A 17,853-nucleotide genomic window follows, 5' to 3' on the forward strand; every position below is an offset into this window, starting at 1 on the left:
ATAAGCTGATGCGGCCTGCCGGGTTCCACCTCGACTATTGGATGCCCGACCCGCGCCTGCGGGATTACGTGTCCGGCTATCATCTCTATGCGACCGCGCCGCCCACGGGTGACCGGCACCATGACGTCTTCTTCCCCGCCTGGGCCAACATCCGTTTGCTCGTGCAGCCGTGCGACTGGACCGTCCGGATCGGCAGCCAGCAATTCACGGTTCCGGAGGCGGCGCTGTTCGGGCCGACCAGCCATGCGGGCTATAGCGCGAGCGGTCGCGGCATGGTGGCGGGGGCCGGTCTGACGCCGCTGGGCTGGTACCGGCTGATGCGGGCGCCCGCTTACGCCTTCGCGGACAGGGTCTCGGAACTGGCCGAGCTGCTCGGTAGTGCCGCGGCGGACCTGCAGGCGAAACTGGCGACGGCCGGGGGCGAGGGCGTGAACGAGATATTCGACGCCTTCTTTCTCGCCCGGCTCGGTCGGGCACGGCCCGGCGAAGCCCGGGTGGTGCGGGTTCATCATGATCTGATGAAACCGCTCCCGGGCGGAGTCGCAGCGGTGGCTGAGCGGCTCGGCATCTCGCACCGCACCTTGCACCGGCTGGCGCTGGAGGCTTTCGGCTTCGGGCCGAAGCTGCTCGTGCGCCGGGCGCGTTTCCTCCGGTCACTGATGGCTGTGGCGCAGGCCAATGGCGAGCGATGGGCAGATCGGATCGAAGGCAGCTATTACGACCATTCGCATTTCAACCGCGACGCGCAGGAGTTCCTCGGCATGGCACCCGGCGATTTCCTGCGCCTGCCCAAGCCGATCAACGAAGCCTCGGCCCGGCTCCGCACCAAGATCCTCGGCGCGCCTGCCCAGGCGCTGCTGCAGCCGCGATTGACCGGCGCACGCTGAGCGTCGAAGGAAGCGGTGGGAGGCTTGCCATGTCGATTTTGTCGGACCGCTGGATTCGGGAGCAGGCCCTTGGGCACGGCATGATCGAGCCATTCGTCGAGAGCCAACGGCGCGAGGGCTGCATCAGCTATGGCCTGTCCAGCTATGGCTATGACGCGCGCGTGGCCGATGAGTTCAAGATCTTCACCAATGTCGACAATGCGATTGTCGACCCGAAGGACTTCGCCGCCAACAGCTTCGTCGATCGGAAGACGGACGTTTGCATCATCCCGCCGAACAGCTTCGCGCTCGCGCGTACCGTCGAATATTTCCGCGTGCCCCGCGACGTGCTCGTCATCTGCCTCGGCAAATCGACCTACGCCCGCTGCGGCATCATCGTGAACGTGACCCCCTTGGAGCCCGGCTGGGAGGGTCATGTGACGCTGGAATTCTCCAACACCACGCCGCTGCCCGCCAAGATTTACGCCAACGAAGGCGCCTGCCAGTTCCTGTTCTTGGCTGGCAACGAGCCGTGCGAAGTCAGCTACGCGGACCGGGCCGGCAAATATATGGGTCAGCAGGGCGTGACGCTGCCGCGACTGTAGCTTGTCAAGTTTCACTTGACACACTCTGCATTTGGCGATAACGTGACCTGTGCAGATCGAGAGCATCCGCCACAAGGCGCTCAAACAGTTTGTTGAAACGGGGCGAGCCAAAGGCCTCAACCCGAGCATCGTCGATCGACTGGGCAAAATGATCGCCTATCTGGCCGCGATTGATAGGCAGGAGGAGTTGCGCGTTCCGCCCAATTGGCGCGCGCACCAGCTCACGGGTGATCGTGCCGGCACGTGGTCGCTGATCGTCACCAAGAACTGGCGCCTGACGTTCCGCATCACGGATGAGAGGCTGATCGCGGATATGGACCTGGAGGATTATCACTGATGGCGATTAAAATTCATCCCTCAAATTATATTCATCCCGGACTATGGCTGCGCACGGAAATCGTCGAACCGAGCGGCTTGAGCGTCACCGAGCTTGCCGGTCGCCTAGGCGTCACGCGTCAGGCGCTTAGCACCCTTTTGAATGGCCGCGCCGGCCTGTCGGCCGAGATGTCGATCCGCTTCGAAAAGGCATTCGGCCTCAGCGCGGATACGCTGTTGCGCATGCAGGTCGCGCACGAATTAGCGAGTGCCCGGGTGAACGAGGACGATATTCACGTGGAGCGATTGAGCGCAGCCGCCTGAACTGGGCGGGTTCAGTACACCCGCTTCTTCGGCTTGATATACTCCGCGTCGTCGGTGAGCGTGTATTCATGGACCGGACGGTAGTCGATCGTCACGTCCGCTGCGCCCTTCAGCCACGTGACCGTGTGCTTCATCCAGTTGGCGTCGTCACGCTCGGGGAAGTCCTCGTGCATGTGGGCGCCGCGGCTTTCCTTGCGGTTCGCGGCCGAGTGCATCGTCACCACCGCCTGGGCGAGCAGGTTGTCGAGCTCCAGCGTCTCGACCAGATCGGTGTTCCAGATCAGCGAACGGTCGGTGACGTGCACATCCTCGATCGAGCGAGCGACCGCGTCGATCTTGGTCTGCCCCTCGGCGAGCAACTCGGTATCGCGGAACACCGCGGCGTGCTTCTGCATCGTCCGCTGCATCTCACGCCGGATCTGCGCGGTCGGCGAGCCGCCCTTGGCATGGCGGAAGCGATCGAGCCGGGTCAGCGCGAACTCCTCCGAGCCCTTGGGCAATGGATTGTGCGCGGTGTTCGGCTTCTGGATGTCGGCGATGCGCAGGCCCGTGGCCCGGCCGAACACGACGAGATCGATCAGCGAGTTGGAGCCGAGGCGGTTGGCGCCGTGAACCGATACGCAGGCGGCTTCGCCGACCGCGAACAGGCCCGGCACCACCGCGTCGGGATTGCCGTCCTTCAGCGTGACGACTTCGCCATGATAATTGGTCGGGATGCCGCCCATATTATAGTGGACGGTGGGCACCACCGGCAGCGCCTGGCGGGTCAGGTCGACATTAGCGAAGACCTTGCCCGTTTCCGTGATGCCCGGCAGCCGTTCGTGCAGCACCTTGGCGTCGATATGATCGAGGTGAAGGAAGATATGGTCCTTCTCCTTGCCGACACCGCGCCCTTCGCGAATTTCCATCGCCATCGAGCGCGACACCACGTCGCGCGACGCGAGGTCCTTGGCCGACGGCGCATAGCGCTCCATGAAGCGCTCGCCTTCGGAGTTGGTCAGGTAGCCGCCCTCGCCACGCGCGCCTTCGGTGATCAGCACGCCGGCGCCGTAGATGCCGGTCGGGTGGAACTGAACGAACTCCATGTCCTGCAGCGGCAGGCCGGCGCGCAGCACCATAGCGTTGCCGTCGCCGGTGCAGGTGTGCGCCGACGTCGCCGAGAAATAGCACCGGCCATAACCGCCGGTCGCGAGCACCGTCTGGTGCGAGCGGAAGCGGTGGATCGTGCCGTCTTCCATGCAAAGCGCGATCACGCCCCGGCACGCGCCGTCTTCCATGATCAGGTCGAGCGCGAAATACTCGATGAAGAAATCGGCGTCGTATTTCAGGCTCTGCTGGTAGAGCGTGTGGAGCATAGCATGGCCGGTGCGATCCGCCGCCGCCGCCGTGCGCTGCACCGGGGGCCCCTCGCCCATATTCTGCATATGGCCGCCGAATGGACGCTGGTAGATCGTGCCATTGTCGTTGCGGCTGAACGGCATGCCGGCATGTTCGAGCTCGTAGACGGCGGCCGGCGCCTCGCGACAGAGATATTCGATCGCGTCCTGGTCGCCGAGCCAATCCGAGCCCTTGACGGTATCGTACATGTGCCACGACCAATGGTCGGGCGAGTTGTTGCCGAGCGAGGCGGCAATGCCGCCCTGCGCCGCGACCGTGTGGCTGCGCGTCGGGAACACCTTGGTGATGCACGCGGTCTTCAGGCCCGCGCCGGCGATGCCCATCGTCGCGCGCAGCCCCGCGCCGCCCGCGCCGACCACCACCGCGTCATAAGTATGGTCGATAATCTTGTACGCGTCCGCCATCAGGCCGCACCCCCGCCAAAGGCGATCTTGAGAATGGAGAAGATCGCGAAGGCCCCCATCGCGATCACGTAGAAATTGAGCAGCACCAGCGCGACCACGCGCGTCTCGTCGTGCTGATAGTCTTCGATCACCGTCTGCAGCCCCATGCGGAAATGCCAGAACACGCTGACGACGAGCAGCATCATCGGCACCGCCGCGAGCGGCGAGGAGAGCCAGGCGATCAGCGTCTCATAGTCATAGGCGGGCAGCCGCAGCAGCGAGATCAGCAGCCAGCTCATCAGCAGGAAGTTGGAGCCGGCGGTCAGCCGGTGCATCCACCAGTGATGCGCACCCGCCTTGGCCGAGCCGAGGCCGCGGACGCGGCCGATTTCGGTGCCCGTTCCCATCAGTTCTTCCCCACCAACAGGGCGACCCAGAAGATCAGGGTCATGACGATCGAAAAGGCCCAGGTCAGCTGCGCCGACCGCTTGTTGCCCTTCAGCTCGAAGTTCGCGCCCGTGTCCATCACCAGGTGCCGGATGCCGGAGGCCATGTGCTGGAACAGCGTCAGCGTGAGCCCGATGCCGAACAGATAGCCAAGGGCGTTCAGCCCGCCGCTCTGATAGGTGAAGACATCCTGGAAGCTCGCATAGGCATCCGGCCCGCTCGCCAGCGCCACCAGCCACCAGACGAGCAGGATCGCGCCGACAGTCGCCATGCCCGACCCGGTCACGCGGTGCATGATCGAGACCGCCATATGCGGCCCCCAGCGCCAGATCGTCAGGTGCGGCGACAAGGGCCGGGTGCGGTTGCTGCTGCTCATCGGAGCCCCTCTTGGATATTCTGTGCGGCAAGCTCTTAGCCAATGCCGCGCCGCTTGCAACGGTGCGGGGTCACCGCAGCCTTGTTTAACCCGGACTTTACCAGCGCTGGCTAGTCAGAAGTGGACCGAGCGTATCGAAGGACGAAGCCCAGTGAGTTCCCAGACGGCTGCGACGAACAGAAAGCAAGCGAACGCCATCGAGATCTCGCTGCGGGAACGGCTGGCGGAGTTCGACCGCGAAGGCAGCCTGGCCACCGACTTGCGCGAGGCCTATGACCTGTTCGGCAACGACGGCATGTTGGCCATTGCGCAGACCTTCTGGGAAGAGTTCAACGCTTCTTCCTTCATCAATCCGAAGGTCACGGGCGAGCGCCTGGCACGACGCATCCAGACCACTCTCGACTTCAGCCGCGAGAAGTTCACCAATCTGACGGGCCAGCGCTGGGCCGATCTCGCGCGCGGTAACGCCGATTGGGCATTTCGCAGCAACATCCCGCTATACACGACGCTCGCCGCCTATTCGAAGGCCTATGACCGCGGCGCCGAACTGATCTTCCACGCATGCAGCGACGACATGAAGCGCGTCGCTCGGCTGACCCGTGCCATTCGCCGCGTGGCGATGCTCGAAGCCGAGATCATGACAGCCTTTGTGGCCGAACTGCGCGCGCGCGACGCCGCCGACAACCGCACCGAGCAGGCCGACCGCTTTCAAAGCCGCATGACGAGCGAAGTGACGACCGCTTCGCAGCTCGGCGAAGCGCTTCGCACCCAGGCCGCCGAGGCGTCCAACGCCGCCCGCGGCATGCTCGGCAAGGCATCAGAAGTAGCGGCAGCGGCAGAGCAGTCGGCCGTCGCCATGCGTGAGGCCGCGCACACCGCGGCGGGCCTGATCCGCGCGATCGAGGATGCCCGCAACGAAGTGGAAACGGCGGCCGACATCGCCACCCGCGCCGCCGGTCAGGCGACAGAGGCGGTCCTTGTTTCCGAAGCGCTTTCGAACCACGCCCAGTCGATCGAATCGATTCTCGGCCTGATCCGCGATATTGCCGGCCAGACCAACCTACTGGCGCTCAATGCGACGATCGAAGCAGCGCGTGCGGGCGATGCCGGCCGCGGCTTCGCGGTGGTCGCCCAGGAAGTGAAGAGCCTCGCCAACCAGACGGCGCGGGCAACCGACGATATCGCCGCGAAGATCGCGGCGATCCAGGCGGCGACCCGCACCACCGTCGACGCGAATGGCTCGATCCGCGACACGGTCGGCGAAGTGCAGCAATCTGCCGACCGTATCCGCGCGGCAATGGAAGCGCAGGCGCAGACCGTTACCATGATCACCGCCGCCGTCGACGAGACCGCGCTGGCGGCCGACTCAATGTCTTCGACCATCGCATCCATTCGCCAGGACACGGAGACCGTGGCGAGCGAGATCGACGAACTGGAAACCGGCTTCCGCAAGGTGGATACGCAGCTGGGTCAGCTGAAATCGGCCGCGCAGGATTATGTGAAACTGGTCGCGTAAGTACAGAAGATTCGCCCTGAGCTTGTCGGGGCCCTTCCTTTTCATCTAGCGCCCGAGGATGACCAACATCCTTTTGACCGGCGCGTCACGCGGCATCGGTGCCGCCTGCGCCGAAGCGCTTTCCACCCAACAGCTGATCGGCACATCGAGCGCCGATGGCGATCTGAACGATCCCGCCACTCCGCAGCGCATCTGGAATAGCGCGCTCGAACAGCTCGGCGGACGCATCGATGTGCTCGTCAACAATGCGGGTGTGTTCGAGGCGGCGCCGGTCGACCTGGACCATGCCGAGTGGGTCGACGCCTGGGAGCGCACGATGCGGATCAACCTGACCGCCTCGGCCGAACTCTGCCGGCTGGCCGTCCTGCACTTCCGGCAGTATGGCGGCGGTCGCATCGTCAACGTCGCCAGCCGCGCCGCCTATCGCGGCGACTCGCCGGCGCACTGGCATTATGCAGCGTCCAAGGCCGGCATGATCGGCATGACCAAGTCGATCGCGCGCGGGTTCGCGGGCGAAGGCATCCTCGCCTTCGCCGTTTGCCCTGGCTTTGTGATGACCGGGATGGCGGAGGATTATTTGGCCAGCCGGGGCGGCGATAAACTTCTGGCCGACATCCCCCTCGGGCGCGTCGCGATGCCCGAGGAAGTGGCGAGCGCCGTCCGCTACCTCGCCTTGGAGGCGCCCGCTTCGATGACTGGCGCCGTGATCGACATCAACGGCGCGAGCTATGTCCGCTGAGCGACCGCCAGCAGAAGTGGTCACCACTTCTGCGTCCGGCGGCGCGACAAACCAGAACACCTGGAGGCTTACTCTGCCCTGCACGCGCGCGGAGGCGGAGGCGATCGACGCGGGGGCGATCGAGATCGACGCCGTGCTGATGACGACCGAACTGGTCGAGGACGATGTCGAACAATGGCGCCTTGACGCCTACACCGAAGACGAGCCCGGACCCGAGATGATCGCCGCCATCCGCGCGCTGGTGCCGAGCGCCGCCGGGGTCGAAGTGGACATCCAGCAGCTCGGCGATGAGGATTGGATCGCGCTCAGCCAGGCGGGGCTGGAGCCGATCCGCGAAGGGCGTTTCGTTGTACACACTTCGGCTCACCCGGTGCAGCTTCGCAACGGTGAGCGCGGCTTCCTGATCGACGCGGGCCAGGCATTCGGCACCGGTCATCACGGCACCACCGCAGGGTGCCTGGGCATGCTCGACCGGCTCGCTTCGAAGCGGTTCGAACGGGTTATCGATCTGGGGACCGGCACGGGTCTGCTTGCCTTCGCCGCGCGTCACCTCTGGCCCGCGGCCGCGGTCGTCGCGACCGACATCGATCCGGTCGCGATTGCGGTTACGGAAGAGAATGCCGGGGTGAACGACGTGGCAGACGTGAAGCTGCTAGTTGCGGATGGCGCACGCTCGGCGGAGATCACGCGTGGCGGGTCCTACGACCTGATCATCGCCAATATCCTCGCCGGACCATTGGTCGCGATGGCGCCGGAGATCGCCGCCATTGCTGCGCCCAACGCCACGATCATCCTCGCCGGATTGCTGACCAACCAGGCGGGCAAGGTGCGCGGCGCCTATGAGGCGGTGGGCTGCAGGATCGAGCAAGCCGAGGAACGCGGCGACTGGACGATCCTGCGCCTGACCGCCGCTGCCGTTCCGGTGACAGACGCGGTTTCCGACGACACGGGGCGCGAGAATTGGGCACGGGATATCTGACGTGCTCCTGCCTTCGCAGGAGCACTAGAGAGCCAGCGACTTGCCTTGTGCATAATCCTGCGTGCCGCGCGTGATCACTTCGTCGCCAGCCAGGATCTCGGCGATCGGAATATCGGGCTTGCCGTCGAGCTGGGCGTAGAGCGGCGCGAAGTCGGTCTTGACAGTTACCCGCAGCAGTTCGTCGAAACTCGGGATCACGAAATAATTCTGCTGATAATCGTCGATCCGATATTCGGTGCGCATGACGCGAGCGAGATCGAAGCGCAGGCGATTGGGGCTGGGATCGTCAAGAGCGAAGATGCTCTCGCCCTTGCTGGACACGATGCCTGCGCCATAGATGCGGAGATTGCCATCCTCCTCGATCAACCCGAACTCGACCGTGTACCAATAGAGCCGTGCCAGCCGGTGGATCGCGTCGTATTTCATCGAGCGCAGCCCGCCCTCGCCCCAGGCAACGACATAATCGGCGAAGCGCGGATCGGCGAGCATCGGCACATGGCCGAACACGTCGTGGAACACGTCCGGCTCCTGAAGATAATCGAGCTGCTCCGGGCGGCGGATGAAATTGCCGGCCACGAAGCGGCGATTGGCGAGATGCTCATAGAAGACGGCGTCCGGCACCAGGCCCGGCACCGCGACCACCTGCCAGCCGGTCAGCTTCATCAGCCGTTCGCTGAGTTCCTCAAAGTCGGGAATGCCCGGCTTGGACAAACGCAGCACGTCGAGCCCGTTCAGGAACGCCTTGGACGCACGCCCGGGCAGCAGCCGCGACTGACGCTCGAACAGCCGGTCCCAGGTCGCATGCTCCTCAGCCGTGTAAGCCGACCAATTTTGCGGGATCGTCCAATCGGAATTCGCCCCTTCCGGCGGGCGATCGAGTACATGAGTCTCCATGGCCCTTCATATCGCCAAAGCTGCAAAAGCGGGAATCCATGTTCTGGTGCTGCTGCCGCTGCTCTACCTCGCAGCCGGCGCGATCGGGGGCGCCGTCCCCCGCAACATGGAATGGCGCGAGGCGGATCGCGGCGTCACCATCTGGATCGCGACCAATGGCGTGCACACCGGCCTGATCGTGCCGACGCGCACGGCCCAGCATGACTGGGCGAAGCTGGTGCGGCCGGAGCATATCGCCGACCGCCGTTATGCAGGGCGCTATCTCTGGTTCGGCTGGGGCGACCGCGAATTCTACCTGAACACGCCGCGCTGGACCGACGTCTCGCCGCGCACCGTGCTCAGCGCCGCCATCGGCAGCGACCGGACGCTGGTCCATGTCGATCATCTGATCGAGCCCTGGTCCGACGCCCGCCCGATCCGCCTCTCGCCGGAACAATATCGCTCGCTGGTCGCCAGAATCCGCGCCAGTTTCGATCCGGGAGATACCCGTCCCGTCGCCGGCTATGACGTCGCCGACGTCTTCTACCCGGCGCGCGGCCATTATGACGCGATCCGCACCTGCAATTGGTGGACGAGCGAGATGCTCGCGGCCGCGGGGGTGCGGGTCGGCGCCTGGACGCCGTTCAGCGCCACCCTCATGCAGTGGTTCTAGTCGGCCTGCCGCTCGATCTCGTCGAGCACCTGCTCCGGGTCGATATTGGTCTCGATCTCGCGGACGTCGGCCGCCCGTTGCGCCTCCACCCCAAGCCGGTCGGCAATCTCGCGGACGACGCCCGCCAGCTTGGTCAGCTCATGCTCCGTCAGCAGGCTGATATGGAGGTCGAGATCCGCACGGCGGTCGGCATCCGCCTGCATCCGGTTCTGGCTGATCAGCACGAACGTCGACAGGAAGATCGCCTCGACCGAAGCAAGCGTCGCCAGGATCACGAAAGTGTCGTCGAACGGTGCGACGCCCGGCACCGCGCCGATGTTGATCGCGACCCACCCGGCGACCAGCGCCAGATGCAGATAAACGAAGGCCATGGACCCGGTGAAGCGGGTAATCCGGTCCGCGACCCGCGCCTGCAGCGACGCCCGCCCCCGCTCCGCCCTGCGCCGCGCGGCCAAAGCCTCGATATTTTGCTCGAGCGTGTCGGTAAGGCCGAAGGCGCTGCGTTCCGTCATCCGCCCTGAGCGCATCGCATTGCGCCCAAGTTCCAATCGTTCCGTTCGCTTCGAGCTCAGTCGAGAAGCGTATCCCGACTGCGCTCGATACGAACGGCGATTAAGAGGCTTTGGCGACGATTGCTGCCCAGCCCGCCTCGTCTACGACGCGGACGCCCAGCTCCTCCGCCTTTTTGAGCTTCGAGCCCGCGCCAGGGCCGGCGACGACCAGATCGGTCTTGGCCGAAACCGACCCCGCCACCTTGGCACCGAGCGCCAGCGCCTGCGCCTTGGCTTCGTCGCGCGACATGGTCTCGAGCGTGCCGGTGAAGACGACCGTCTTACCGGTCACCTCGGATGCCCGCTCCTGAACCTCGAAGGGCCTGGGGCTGACGACGCTCAGCAAATCGTCCCACGCCTCGCGATTATGCGCCTCGGCGAAGAAGTCGGCGAGCGCCTGAGCGACGACCGGGCCGACGCCCTCCACATGCGTCAGCTGCTCGAACGCCGCCGGATCGGCGCCCGCGGCGGTCGCGACCTCGGCCAGCCGCTCGACGGTGCCGAAGTGGCGCATCAGGTCGCGCGCGGTGACGGTGCCGACATGCCGAATGCCGATGCCGAACAGGAAGCGGACGGGATCGGGGGTGCGTTTGTCCTCGATCGCGCGCAGCAGGTTCGCGGCCCAGACCCGCCCGTCCTTCTTGCGCGCGACCAGTTGCTCTTCGGTCAGGCGGAAAATGTCGGCGGGACTGCGCACCAGACCGTCGTGGAAGAAGTCGTCGATTTGCTTGGCGCCGAGCCCCTCGATGTCCATCGCGCCTCGGCTGACGAAATGCCGCAGCCGTTCGACGCGCTGCGCCGGACAGATCAGGCCGCCGGTGCAGCGGATATCCACTTCGCCCTCTTCCCGCACCGCGTCCGAGCCGCATTCGGGGCAGCTGGACGGAAAGACGAAGTCCGGCCGTTCTTCGTCCGGCGTCAGATTTTCGAGTATCTGGGGGATCACGTCGCCGGCGCGCTGCAAGGTCACCCGGTCGCCCGGGCGCACCCCGAGCCGCGCAATCTCGTCGGCATTGTGCAGCGTCGCGTTCGTCACCACCACGCCGCCGACCGTCACCGGCTCCAGCCGCGCGACCGGCGTCAGCTTGCCGGTGCGACCGACCTGGATGTCGATCGCGAGCAAAGTCGTCTGCGCGCGCTCGGCCGGGAATTTGTGCGCGATGGCCCAGCGTGGCGCCTTCGCGACCTGCCCCAGCCGTGCCTGCCAGTCGAGCCGGTCCACCTTGTACACGACCCCGTCGATGTCGAAGGGCAGGTCGGCGCGCATCGCCTCGATCTTGCGATAATGGGCGAGCGCATCGTCCACGCTCTCCACCCGCACCAGCTGCTCGGAGACAGGCAGGCCCCAGCTCTCGATCGCCCGCATCACCGCATATTGGCTCTGCGCGGGGAGCTCCGAGGTCTCGCCCCAACCATGGGCAAGGAAGCGCAACGGGCGCGCGGCCGTGACCTTCGGATCCTTCTGCCTGAGCGACCCGGCGGCGGCATTGCGCGGATTGGCGAACACCCGCTCGCCCGCGAGCCGCGCGTTCAGCGCGGCGAAGTCGTCCTTGGACATGTAAACTTCGCCGCGAATTTCGAAGGTATCCCCGGCATCACGAAACTCGCTCGTCCCGAGCGTGGTCGAGGGGCGCTCGTCGATCTCCGCACCTGCGCCCCTCGACTTCGCTCGGGACGAGCGGAGATGGGCGGGGATATCGGCAATGGTGAGCACATTCGCGGTCACATCCTCGCCCACCGCCCCATCTCCGCGGGTGGCAGCGAGCACCAACCGCCCGCCTTCGTACCGCAGGGAGCAGGACAGGCCGTCGATCTTCGGCTCCGCCGTCAGCGCGACGGGCTCGTCCTCGGCGAGGTTCAGGAACCGCCGCACGCGCCCCACAAAGTCACGCACGTCCTCTTCGGAAAAGGCATTGTCGAGGCTGAGCATCGCCTTCGCATGCGGCACCTTGGCGAGATGCGCGGCCGGCGCCGCACCGACCAGCTTGGACGGGGAGTCCGCGCGCACCAGCTGCGGAAACTCCGCCTCCAGGGCGGCATTCTCCCTCACCAGCGCGTCATAATCGGCATCGCTGATCTCGGGCGAATCCTCCCCATGATAGAGCCGGTTGTGCCGCGCGATCTCGGCGGCGAGGAAGGCGAGGCGCTCGGCGGCTTGTGCTTCGTTCACGCCGCCTCCAACAGCTTGCCGGCCTGCGCTCTTGCCTCGTCAGTGATGGTTGCGCCCGAGAGCATGCGGGCGATTTCCTCCCGGCGCTCCGCCTCGTCGAGCGCGCGGACTCCGGTACGGGTGACGAGGCCGTCATGGCTTTTGGCGATCAGCCATTGGCGGTCGCCGCGCGCCGCGACCTGGGGACTGTGGGTGACCACCAGCAGCTGCGCCCGCTCGGACAGGCGCGCCAGCCGCTCGCCGATCGCACTCGCGACCGCGCCGCCCACGCCCCGGTCGATCTCGTCGAAGATCATCGTCGCCGCCCCGCCCTCTTCCGCCAGCGCGACCTTGAGCGCGAGGATGAAGCGCGAGAGTTCGCCGCCCGACGCGATCTTCACCAGCGGCGCGAACGGCGCGCCTGGGTTGGTCGAGATGAGGAACTCGACCCGGTCGCGGCCCGTCGCGCTCCACAGCTCCTCGGGCAAGGTCTCGACCGAGGTCTGGAACCTCGCGGCGTCCAGCTTCAGCGGCACGAGCTCCGCCGCCACCGCCGCGTCCAGTCGCCGCGCCGCATCGATCCGTGCGGCACTCAGCGATTCGGCCAGCGCTTCATAATCCGCGCGTCGCTTCGACGCTTCGCGCTCCAGGCGGGCGATCCCGTCGCCACCTGCCTCGATCGTCTGGAGCCGACCCGCCAGTTCCTCCGTCAGGGCGGGCAGCCCATCCACATCGACGCGGTATTTGCGGGCGAGCGCACGCAGGTCGAACAGCCGGGTCTCGATCTCCTCCAGCCTTGCGGGATCGTGACTCAGGGCTTCCTTGGCCCGCTCGATCCGGTCTTCGGCCTCCGCCGCCTCGATCACCGCCCGATCGAGCGCAGAGAGCGCGTCGGCGAGCAGCTCATGCTCGGGCCCGAGCCGGTCGAGCCGCCGCGCCGCCTGGCGCAGATTGGCGAGCGCGCCGGCCGACCCCTGAAGGTGCTGATCCAGGGCTGCGAGGTCATCGGCCAGTCGTGCGCCGCGCTGCATATTGGCGCGGGCCTCGGCCAGCGCCTCCTCCTCGCCGGGCTCCGGCGCCGCCCGGGTCAGTTCGGCGACCGCATGTTCCAGCCACTCGCGATCACGGGCAGCATTGTCCAGTTCGTCGCGGGCATGGGCCAAGGTTTCCGCCGCCGCGCGCCAGAGCCGGTGGGCCGCCATCACGCCGCCGGTATCGACGCGTCCGAAGCTGTCGAGCAGGTCGCGATGGCCCCGTGCGTTCAGCAGACCGCGATCGTCATGCTGGCCGTGAATCTCGACGAGGGCGGAGCCGAGCTCGCGCAACAGCGCGGCGGAAACGGGCTGGTCATTGAGGAAGGCCCGGCTGCCGCCATCTGCCTTGACCGTGCGGCGCACGATCAGGGGCTCGCCCGGTTCGAGTTCTATACCGCTGTCGGCCAGCATCGCGGTGACGCCTGCCGGCATGTCGAAGGTGGCCGTGACGGAGGCCTGGGCGGCGCCCTGTCTCACCAGGCCGCTTTCCGCGCGCGCACCCAGCGCCAGGCCGAGCGCGTCGAGCAGGATCGACTTGCCGGCGCCCGTCTCGCCGGTCAGCACCCCCAGGCCGGGGGCGAAGCTCAGCTCAAGCGCCTCGATGAGCACCACATCGCGGATCGAGAGGCTGAGCAGCATTGGCGCTTCTTAGGACAAAAAGGGAACGCCGCAAAACCTTCCTGCTCTCCGGGGCAGGCCGGAGAAGGGTTCAGTCAGCCCCATGCTCCTGCATCAGCTTGAACGCGCGCTGATACCATTCGCTGCCGGGATAGTTGGCGCCGAGCACCGCCGCAGCTTTCTTCGCCTCGTCCTTGATGCCGAGCGCGAGATAGCATTCCGTTAGCCGGTGCAGCGCCTCGGGCGTGTGCGTCGTCGTCTGATATTGGTCGACGACTTGCCGAAAGCGGATCGAGGCAGCCAGCCACTGGCCGCGGCGCTGATAGAAACGGCCGACCTCCATCTCCTTGCCGGCGAGATGGTCGTTGACCAGGTCGACTTTCAGCCGCGCATCGGCGGCATAATTGGTTTCCGGATAGCGGCGGATCAGCTCGCCCAGCGCATCGAGCGCCTGCTGCGTGATCTTCTGGTCGCGGGTCACGTCGCTGATCTGCTCGTAATAGTCGAGGGCGATCAGATAATAGGCGTAGGGCGCGTCCTTGTTGCCCGGATGAACGGCCAGGAAGCGCTGCGCAGAGCCGATCGATTCCAGATAATTGCGGGCGAGATAATAGCTGAACGCGCTCATCAGCTGCGCGCGCCGCGCCCATACCGAATAGGGATGCTGGCGCTCCACTTCGTCGAACAGCAAAGCCGCCTCGGCATAACGGCGCTGGTCGAGCCGGGTACGCGCCGCGCTGTACAGCGAGTTCACGTCGCGGGCGACATAGGCAAGCTCCTTCTTGCCTTTGCCGCCGGTGGCGCAGCCAGTGGTCACAAGGGCAAGGGTCAGGGCAGCCGCGACGGGCTTCAGCACGGAGTAACGCATCGGCCGCCTTCCTAGCCGGTGCGATGCTGAAGGGAAAGTGAACTTCGAAAAAGCGACGGCGCTCGACCAAAGATGGCAAACAAAAGCCCCGGAAATCAGCCGATTTCCGGGGCTTTGATATGGTGGGCGTGGCAAGGATTGAACTTGCGACCCCTGCGATGTCAACACAGTGCTCTACCACTGAGCTACACGCCCGAGAGCAGCGGCCTCTAGCGAAGGCCCATGGCCGGCGCAAGCGTCAGTTGAGGCCGCTCGCGCTGCCGATGTCGAACAGGCGATCCACCTCGAGCACGAGGTCGCGCAGGTGGAACGGTTTGGACAGCACCTTGGCCTGAGGCACGGCCTTGCCGGCCTTGAGCGTCACCGCGGCAAAGCCGGTGATGAACATCACGCGCATGTCCGGTGCGATCGCACCGGCGCGCTGCGCAAGCTCGATCCCGTCCATTTCCGGCATGACGATGTCGGTCAGCAGCAGGTCGAACCGCTCAGTCTCCAGCAGCGGAAGCGCGGCCGTGCCACGATCGACGGAGGTGACGGAATAGCCGGCCCGCTCCAGCGCCCGCTCCAGATACTGGCGCATCGCGTTGTCGTCTTCGGCCAGCAGAATACGGATCATCGACAGCCTCATCGCGCCGCTCTTCAACGCATGAAGCGCGGACCGCGACGCGAGTTATGCGCGCATAGATTAATTTTTTCTAGGCTCGACGCCAAAGCGTTGCCGCGGCGCGGTGCGCGGCCTAGCAAAGCTGTGGATGAATGGCGCAGCGCCTGCATTCGAGGTGATCAAGGCTCCGGAGTCGGGGCCGGTCGTGCTGTCGGTGCCGCACGCCGGGCGCGACTATTCGCCCGCGCACCGGGCGCTGGTCCGGCCGCCCGTGGAGCGGCTGCTGGCGCTGGAAGACCGGCTGGTCGACGAACTGGTCCGGAACATCCCCGGTGCGCCGGTGCTGATCGCCAATGCCCCCCGTGCCTGGATCGACCTCAACCGCCATGAAGCGGAGATCGATCCGGGGCTGGTGGACGGCGCCGTCGCCTCGCGGCTGATGCTGACGGCGAAGGTGCGGAGCGGACTGGGGCTGGTGCCGCGCCGGCTGGCGGGCGTCGGCGAGATCTGGCGCGGCCGATTGCCGCTTGCCGCCGTCGAGGCGCGGCTGGCGGAGTTGCATCGACCTTATCATGCCGCGCTGCGCGGGCTGCTGCAGGAAAGCCTGGACGCACACGGCACCGCGATCCTGCTCGATATCCACTCGATGCCGCCACTCAGCAGCGGCGACGCGCAGCTGGTGATCGGCAACCGCTTCGGCCAGAGCGCCGCCACCTGGGTAAGCGCGTCGGTCGCGCGGACGTGCACGCGGCTGGGTTTATCCTGGCAGGAAAACACGCCTTATCCGGGGGGCCATATCGTCGAGCGGCACGGTGCGCCGGCACGCGGCATCCACGCGGTGCAGCTGGAGTTCGACCGCACGCTCTATCTCGATGACGAGCAGCGCGAGTGCGATCCGCTCAAGCTTGAGCGGACGCGTCGGATACTAAGCGAGATCGTCGCCGACGTGAAACGCGCGGCGCTGGACGAGGCGCTTCCGCTCGCCGCCGAATAAAGAAGCCGCCCCGTGCAGATGCACGGAGCGGCCAAGGTTCAGGGAGGAACACGCCCGAAGGCGTGATCGACGCGGGGAGAAAGGGGGGAAACTCCCAAGCGTCGATAACTAAATTAATGAGCGGGCGAAAAGTTTCAAGCCAGCCGTCGCAAAAGCGGCACGGGTCGCGAAAAAAAGCTTTACGAAGAGCGGCTTGGCTCAAGCTCCTCGGCGCGGCCACATGCGCCAGACAAAGCCCGGCGCGTCCATGAAATGATGCTTCAGCGCCGCCGCGACGTGCAGCACCAGCAGCGCGATCAGTGCATAGCCGAGCAGCTCATGCCCCTCATGCGCGAAGTCGCCCAGGCCCTTGCTTCCCTGCACCGGCAGGTAAGGCAGGTCGAAAAAGCCATACCAGTTGAACGGCCGCCGCTTTTCGGACGCGGAGATCATCAGCCAGCCGGTCAGCGGAATGGCGATCATCAGCAGGTAGAACAGGCCGTGCACGGCACGTGCACCGACCGCCTCCCACGGCCGGATGGTCTCGGGGAAAGGCGGCGGACGATGCGCGAGACGCCACGCGCCCCGTGCCAGGCTCAGGATCAGCACGGTGAAGCCGGTTGCCTTGTGCAGCCCCATGGCCGCGGCGCGCGCCGGCCCTTCCCAATCCTCGGTCGCAAACGCGCCGATAAGATTGGCGACGATCAGAAGCGCGATCAGCCAATGAAAGACAATCGCGCCGCCCGAGTAGCGGGAGCGCGTGGCACCCGGCTCGGGCGGCCGGCTCAAGCGGCGGCCCCGATCGGCGGCAACTTGCCGAGCGCGGCCTGGCGGCCATAAATCTCGCGCATCAGGTCGAGCGAGAAGATGTGCGCCTGGATGAGCGTGATCATGCCGTTCTGCATCATCTTGCGCAGCTGATCTCCGCGCAGGTCGCGCAATTTCTCTTCATTGACCATCTTGAAGCCGCGATAGATGTGCGGCTGGGCCGCGCCTTCGGGCTGGATCGTCACTTCGCCGTCCATCAACAGGTCGAGGTCGGCCAGCTCCTTGACGAACGCGCCGGTGCGCTGCGCCGACTGCTCGAACTGCTCGCAGAATTGCAGGATGTCCTTGGTGCCCTGGCTCGGCTCGCCATTGTCGAACAGCTTCATGAAGTCGCCGTCCGGCGCCACCGCGTCGGAGGTCGGATCGAAGCACAGCGACAGCTCGGCGGGGTTCTGCCCAAGCTGCGCCAGCATGAACGGATAGCGGCGCACATAGGCGGGCACATAGACGCGTTCGGAAAACTTGCCGTTGTCGTCGAGGAAGACGTTCACGCCTTCGTTCAGGCCCATCAACGCCAGCGGCACCGGATTTTCGGCGTCGGCGAAGATGATCGGGAAATGGCGCTGCACCTGGACGAACTCGTCGACGGTCACCGGCACCGCGTGCTGGCCTTTGAGGAAATGCGCGCCGTCCAGCGTCTTGGTGCCCCAGCCGGCATGCTCGGTCGAAGAAAGCGGAACCAGGTCGCGGTAAAGGATCGGGAGGCCAGTGGCCTGAGGCGCGGTCGCCATGAA

At 65.9% G+C, this 17,853-nt stretch carries 20 protein-coding genes and 1 tRNA gene; 9 read left to right on the top strand and 12 right to left on the bottom strand.

Annotation, left to right across the window (positions count from 1 at the left end; genetic code table 11):
• Nucleotides 1–8: 8 nt before the first annotated feature.
• Genes HJG53_RS06810 through HJG53_RS06825 form a run of 4 tightly spaced genes read left to right on the top strand, consistent with a single transcriptional unit; the run spans nucleotide 9 to nucleotide 2,110 of the window.
• On the top strand, nucleotides 9–887 hold the full coding sequence (locus tag HJG53_RS06810; protein ID WP_171128860.1) for a helix-turn-helix domain-containing protein: 879 nt from the start codon (nucleotides 9–11) through the stop codon (nucleotides 885–887).
• Between the two features lie 29 nt (nucleotides 888–916).
• Nucleotides 917–1,471, top strand: coding sequence for a dCTP deaminase (gene dcd / locus HJG53_RS06815; RefSeq protein ID WP_171128862.1), 555 nt, complete (start codon nucleotides 917–919; stop codon nucleotides 1,469–1,471).
• 49 nt (nucleotides 1,472–1,520) lie between these two features.
• On the top strand, nucleotides 1,521–1,808 hold the full coding sequence (locus HJG53_RS06820; protein WP_171128864.1) for a type II toxin-antitoxin system RelE/ParE family toxin: 288 nt from the start codon (nucleotides 1,521–1,523) through the stop codon (nucleotides 1,806–1,808).
• A complete protein-coding gene (locus tag HJG53_RS06825; protein WP_171128867.1) occupies nucleotides 1,808–2,110 on the top strand; it encodes a HigA family addiction module antitoxin in 303 nt (100 codons plus the stop codon). Before HJG53_RS06820 ends, HJG53_RS06825 begins: the two co-directional genes overlap by 1 nt.
• Before the next feature lie 11 nt (nucleotides 2,111–2,121).
• Here the strand turns inward: HJG53_RS06825 and sdhA are convergent, their stop codons facing one another.
• Genes sdhA through sdhC form a run of 3 tightly spaced genes read right to left on the bottom strand, consistent with a single transcriptional unit; the run spans nucleotide 2,122 to nucleotide 4,714 of the window.
• A complete protein-coding gene (sdhA, locus tag HJG53_RS06830; RefSeq protein ID WP_171128869.1) occupies nucleotides 2,122–3,912 on the bottom strand; it encodes a succinate dehydrogenase flavoprotein subunit in 1,791 nt (596 codons plus the stop codon).
• Entirely contained in the window at nucleotides 3,912–4,298 is a 387-nt protein-coding gene (sdhD, locus tag HJG53_RS06835; protein WP_171128871.1) for a succinate dehydrogenase, hydrophobic membrane anchor protein, read from the bottom strand. Before sdhD ends, sdhA begins: the two co-directional genes overlap by 1 nt.
• Nucleotides 4,298–4,714 carry a succinate dehydrogenase, cytochrome b556 subunit gene (gene sdhC, locus HJG53_RS06840; protein ID WP_171128873.1) on the bottom strand — a complete coding sequence of 139 codons (417 nt, stop codon included), beginning with the start codon at nucleotides 4,712–4,714 and terminating at the stop codon, nucleotides 4,298–4,300. Before sdhC ends, sdhD begins: the two co-directional genes overlap by 1 nt.
• 151 nt (nucleotides 4,715–4,865) lie before the next feature.
• Here sdhC and HJG53_RS06845 point away from each other — a divergent pair, with 151 nt between their 5' ends.
• From HJG53_RS06845 to HJG53_RS06855, 3 genes are read left to right on the top strand one after another with little or no spacing between them, the layout of a single operon-like run.
• A complete protein-coding gene (locus HJG53_RS06845) occupies nucleotides 4,866–6,230 on the top strand; it encodes a methyl-accepting chemotaxis protein (RefSeq protein ID WP_368039525.1) in 1,365 nt (454 codons plus the stop codon).
• Nucleotides 6,231–6,288: 58 nt separating this feature from the next.
• On the top strand, nucleotides 6,289–6,969 hold the full coding sequence (locus tag HJG53_RS06850; RefSeq protein ID WP_171128876.1) for an SDR family NAD(P)-dependent oxidoreductase: 681 nt from the start codon (nucleotides 6,289–6,291) through the stop codon (nucleotides 6,967–6,969).
• A gap of 16 nt (nucleotides 6,970–6,985) precedes the next feature.
• Nucleotides 6,986–7,948: a 50S ribosomal protein L11 methyltransferase gene (locus HJG53_RS06855; RefSeq protein ID WP_368039526.1), complete on the top strand. Its 963-nt coding sequence runs from the start codon at nucleotides 6,986–6,988 to the stop codon at nucleotides 7,946–7,948.
• 24 nt (nucleotides 7,949–7,972) lie between these two features.
• On the opposite strand, the gene phhA is transcribed toward HJG53_RS06855, so the two are convergent.
• Entirely contained in the window at nucleotides 7,973–8,842 is an 870-nt protein-coding gene (phhA, locus tag HJG53_RS06860; protein ID WP_171128880.1) for a phenylalanine 4-monooxygenase, read from the bottom strand.
• Between phhA and HJG53_RS06865 the strand changes: the two genes are divergently transcribed.
• Entirely contained in the window at nucleotides 8,841–9,494 is a 654-nt protein-coding gene (locus tag HJG53_RS06865; RefSeq protein WP_171128882.1) for a TIGR02117 family protein, read from the top strand. The two genes, phhA and HJG53_RS06865, sit on opposite strands and share 2 nt — an antisense overlap.
• Here the strand turns inward: HJG53_RS06865 and HJG53_RS06870 are convergent.
• The 6 genes from HJG53_RS06870 to cpdR all read right to left on the bottom strand — a co-directional run bounded on the left by HJG53_RS06870 (nucleotide 9,491) and on the right by cpdR (nucleotide 15,330).
• A complete protein-coding gene (locus HJG53_RS06870) occupies nucleotides 9,491–10,006 on the bottom strand; it encodes a DUF1003 domain-containing protein (RefSeq protein WP_217352672.1) in 516 nt (171 codons plus the stop codon). The two genes, HJG53_RS06865 and HJG53_RS06870, sit on opposite strands and share 4 nt — an antisense overlap.
• A gap of 100 nt (nucleotides 10,007–10,106) precedes the next feature.
• The gene (ligA, locus tag HJG53_RS06875) at nucleotides 10,107–12,215 is read right to left on the bottom strand and encodes an NAD-dependent DNA ligase LigA (RefSeq protein WP_171128886.1); all 2,109 of its coding nucleotides are present in this window, start codon (nucleotides 12,213–12,215) and stop codon (nucleotides 10,107–10,109) included.
• Entirely contained in the window at nucleotides 12,212–13,867 is a 1,656-nt protein-coding gene (recN, locus tag HJG53_RS06880; protein WP_171128888.1) for a DNA repair protein RecN, read from the bottom strand. Before recN ends, ligA begins: the two co-directional genes overlap by 4 nt.
• Before the next feature lie 70 nt (nucleotides 13,868–13,937).
• Entirely contained in the window at nucleotides 13,938–14,714 is a 777-nt protein-coding gene (locus HJG53_RS06885) for an outer membrane protein assembly factor BamD (protein ID WP_171128890.1), read from the bottom strand.
• Between the two features lie 120 nt (nucleotides 14,715–14,834).
• Nucleotides 14,835–14,909, bottom strand: a tRNA-Val gene (locus tag HJG53_RS06890).
• 43 nt (nucleotides 14,910–14,952) lie between these two features.
• A complete protein-coding gene (cpdR, locus tag HJG53_RS06895; protein WP_171128892.1) occupies nucleotides 14,953–15,330 on the bottom strand; it encodes a cell cycle two-component system response regulator CpdR in 378 nt (125 codons plus the stop codon).
• Between the two features lie 136 nt (nucleotides 15,331–15,466).
• On the opposite strand from cpdR, the gene HJG53_RS06900 reads away from it, so the two are divergent.
• Entirely contained in the window at nucleotides 15,467–16,312 is an 846-nt protein-coding gene (locus tag HJG53_RS06900) for an N-formylglutamate amidohydrolase (RefSeq protein WP_217352673.1), read from the top strand.
• Nucleotides 16,313–16,510: 198 nt separating this feature from the next.
• Here HJG53_RS06900 and HJG53_RS06905 read toward each other — a convergent pair whose 3' ends face one another.
• Complete coding sequence (locus tag HJG53_RS06905; protein ID WP_171128894.1) at nucleotides 16,511–17,080, bottom strand: cytochrome b; 570 nt, start codon at nucleotides 17,078–17,080, stop codon at nucleotides 16,511–16,513.
• Nucleotides 17,077–17,850, bottom strand: coding sequence for a SapC family protein (locus HJG53_RS06910; protein WP_171128896.1), 774 nt, complete (start codon nucleotides 17,848–17,850; stop codon nucleotides 17,077–17,079). Before HJG53_RS06910 ends, HJG53_RS06905 begins: the two co-directional genes overlap by 4 nt.
• Nucleotides 17,851–17,853: the final 3 nt, after the last annotated feature.

The sequence above is a fragment of the Sphingomonas sp. ID1715 genome (assembly GCF_013044515.1).
In the GTDB taxonomy this organism is placed as follows: Bacteria; Pseudomonadota; Alphaproteobacteria; order Sphingomonadales; family Sphingomonadaceae; genus Sphingomonas_B.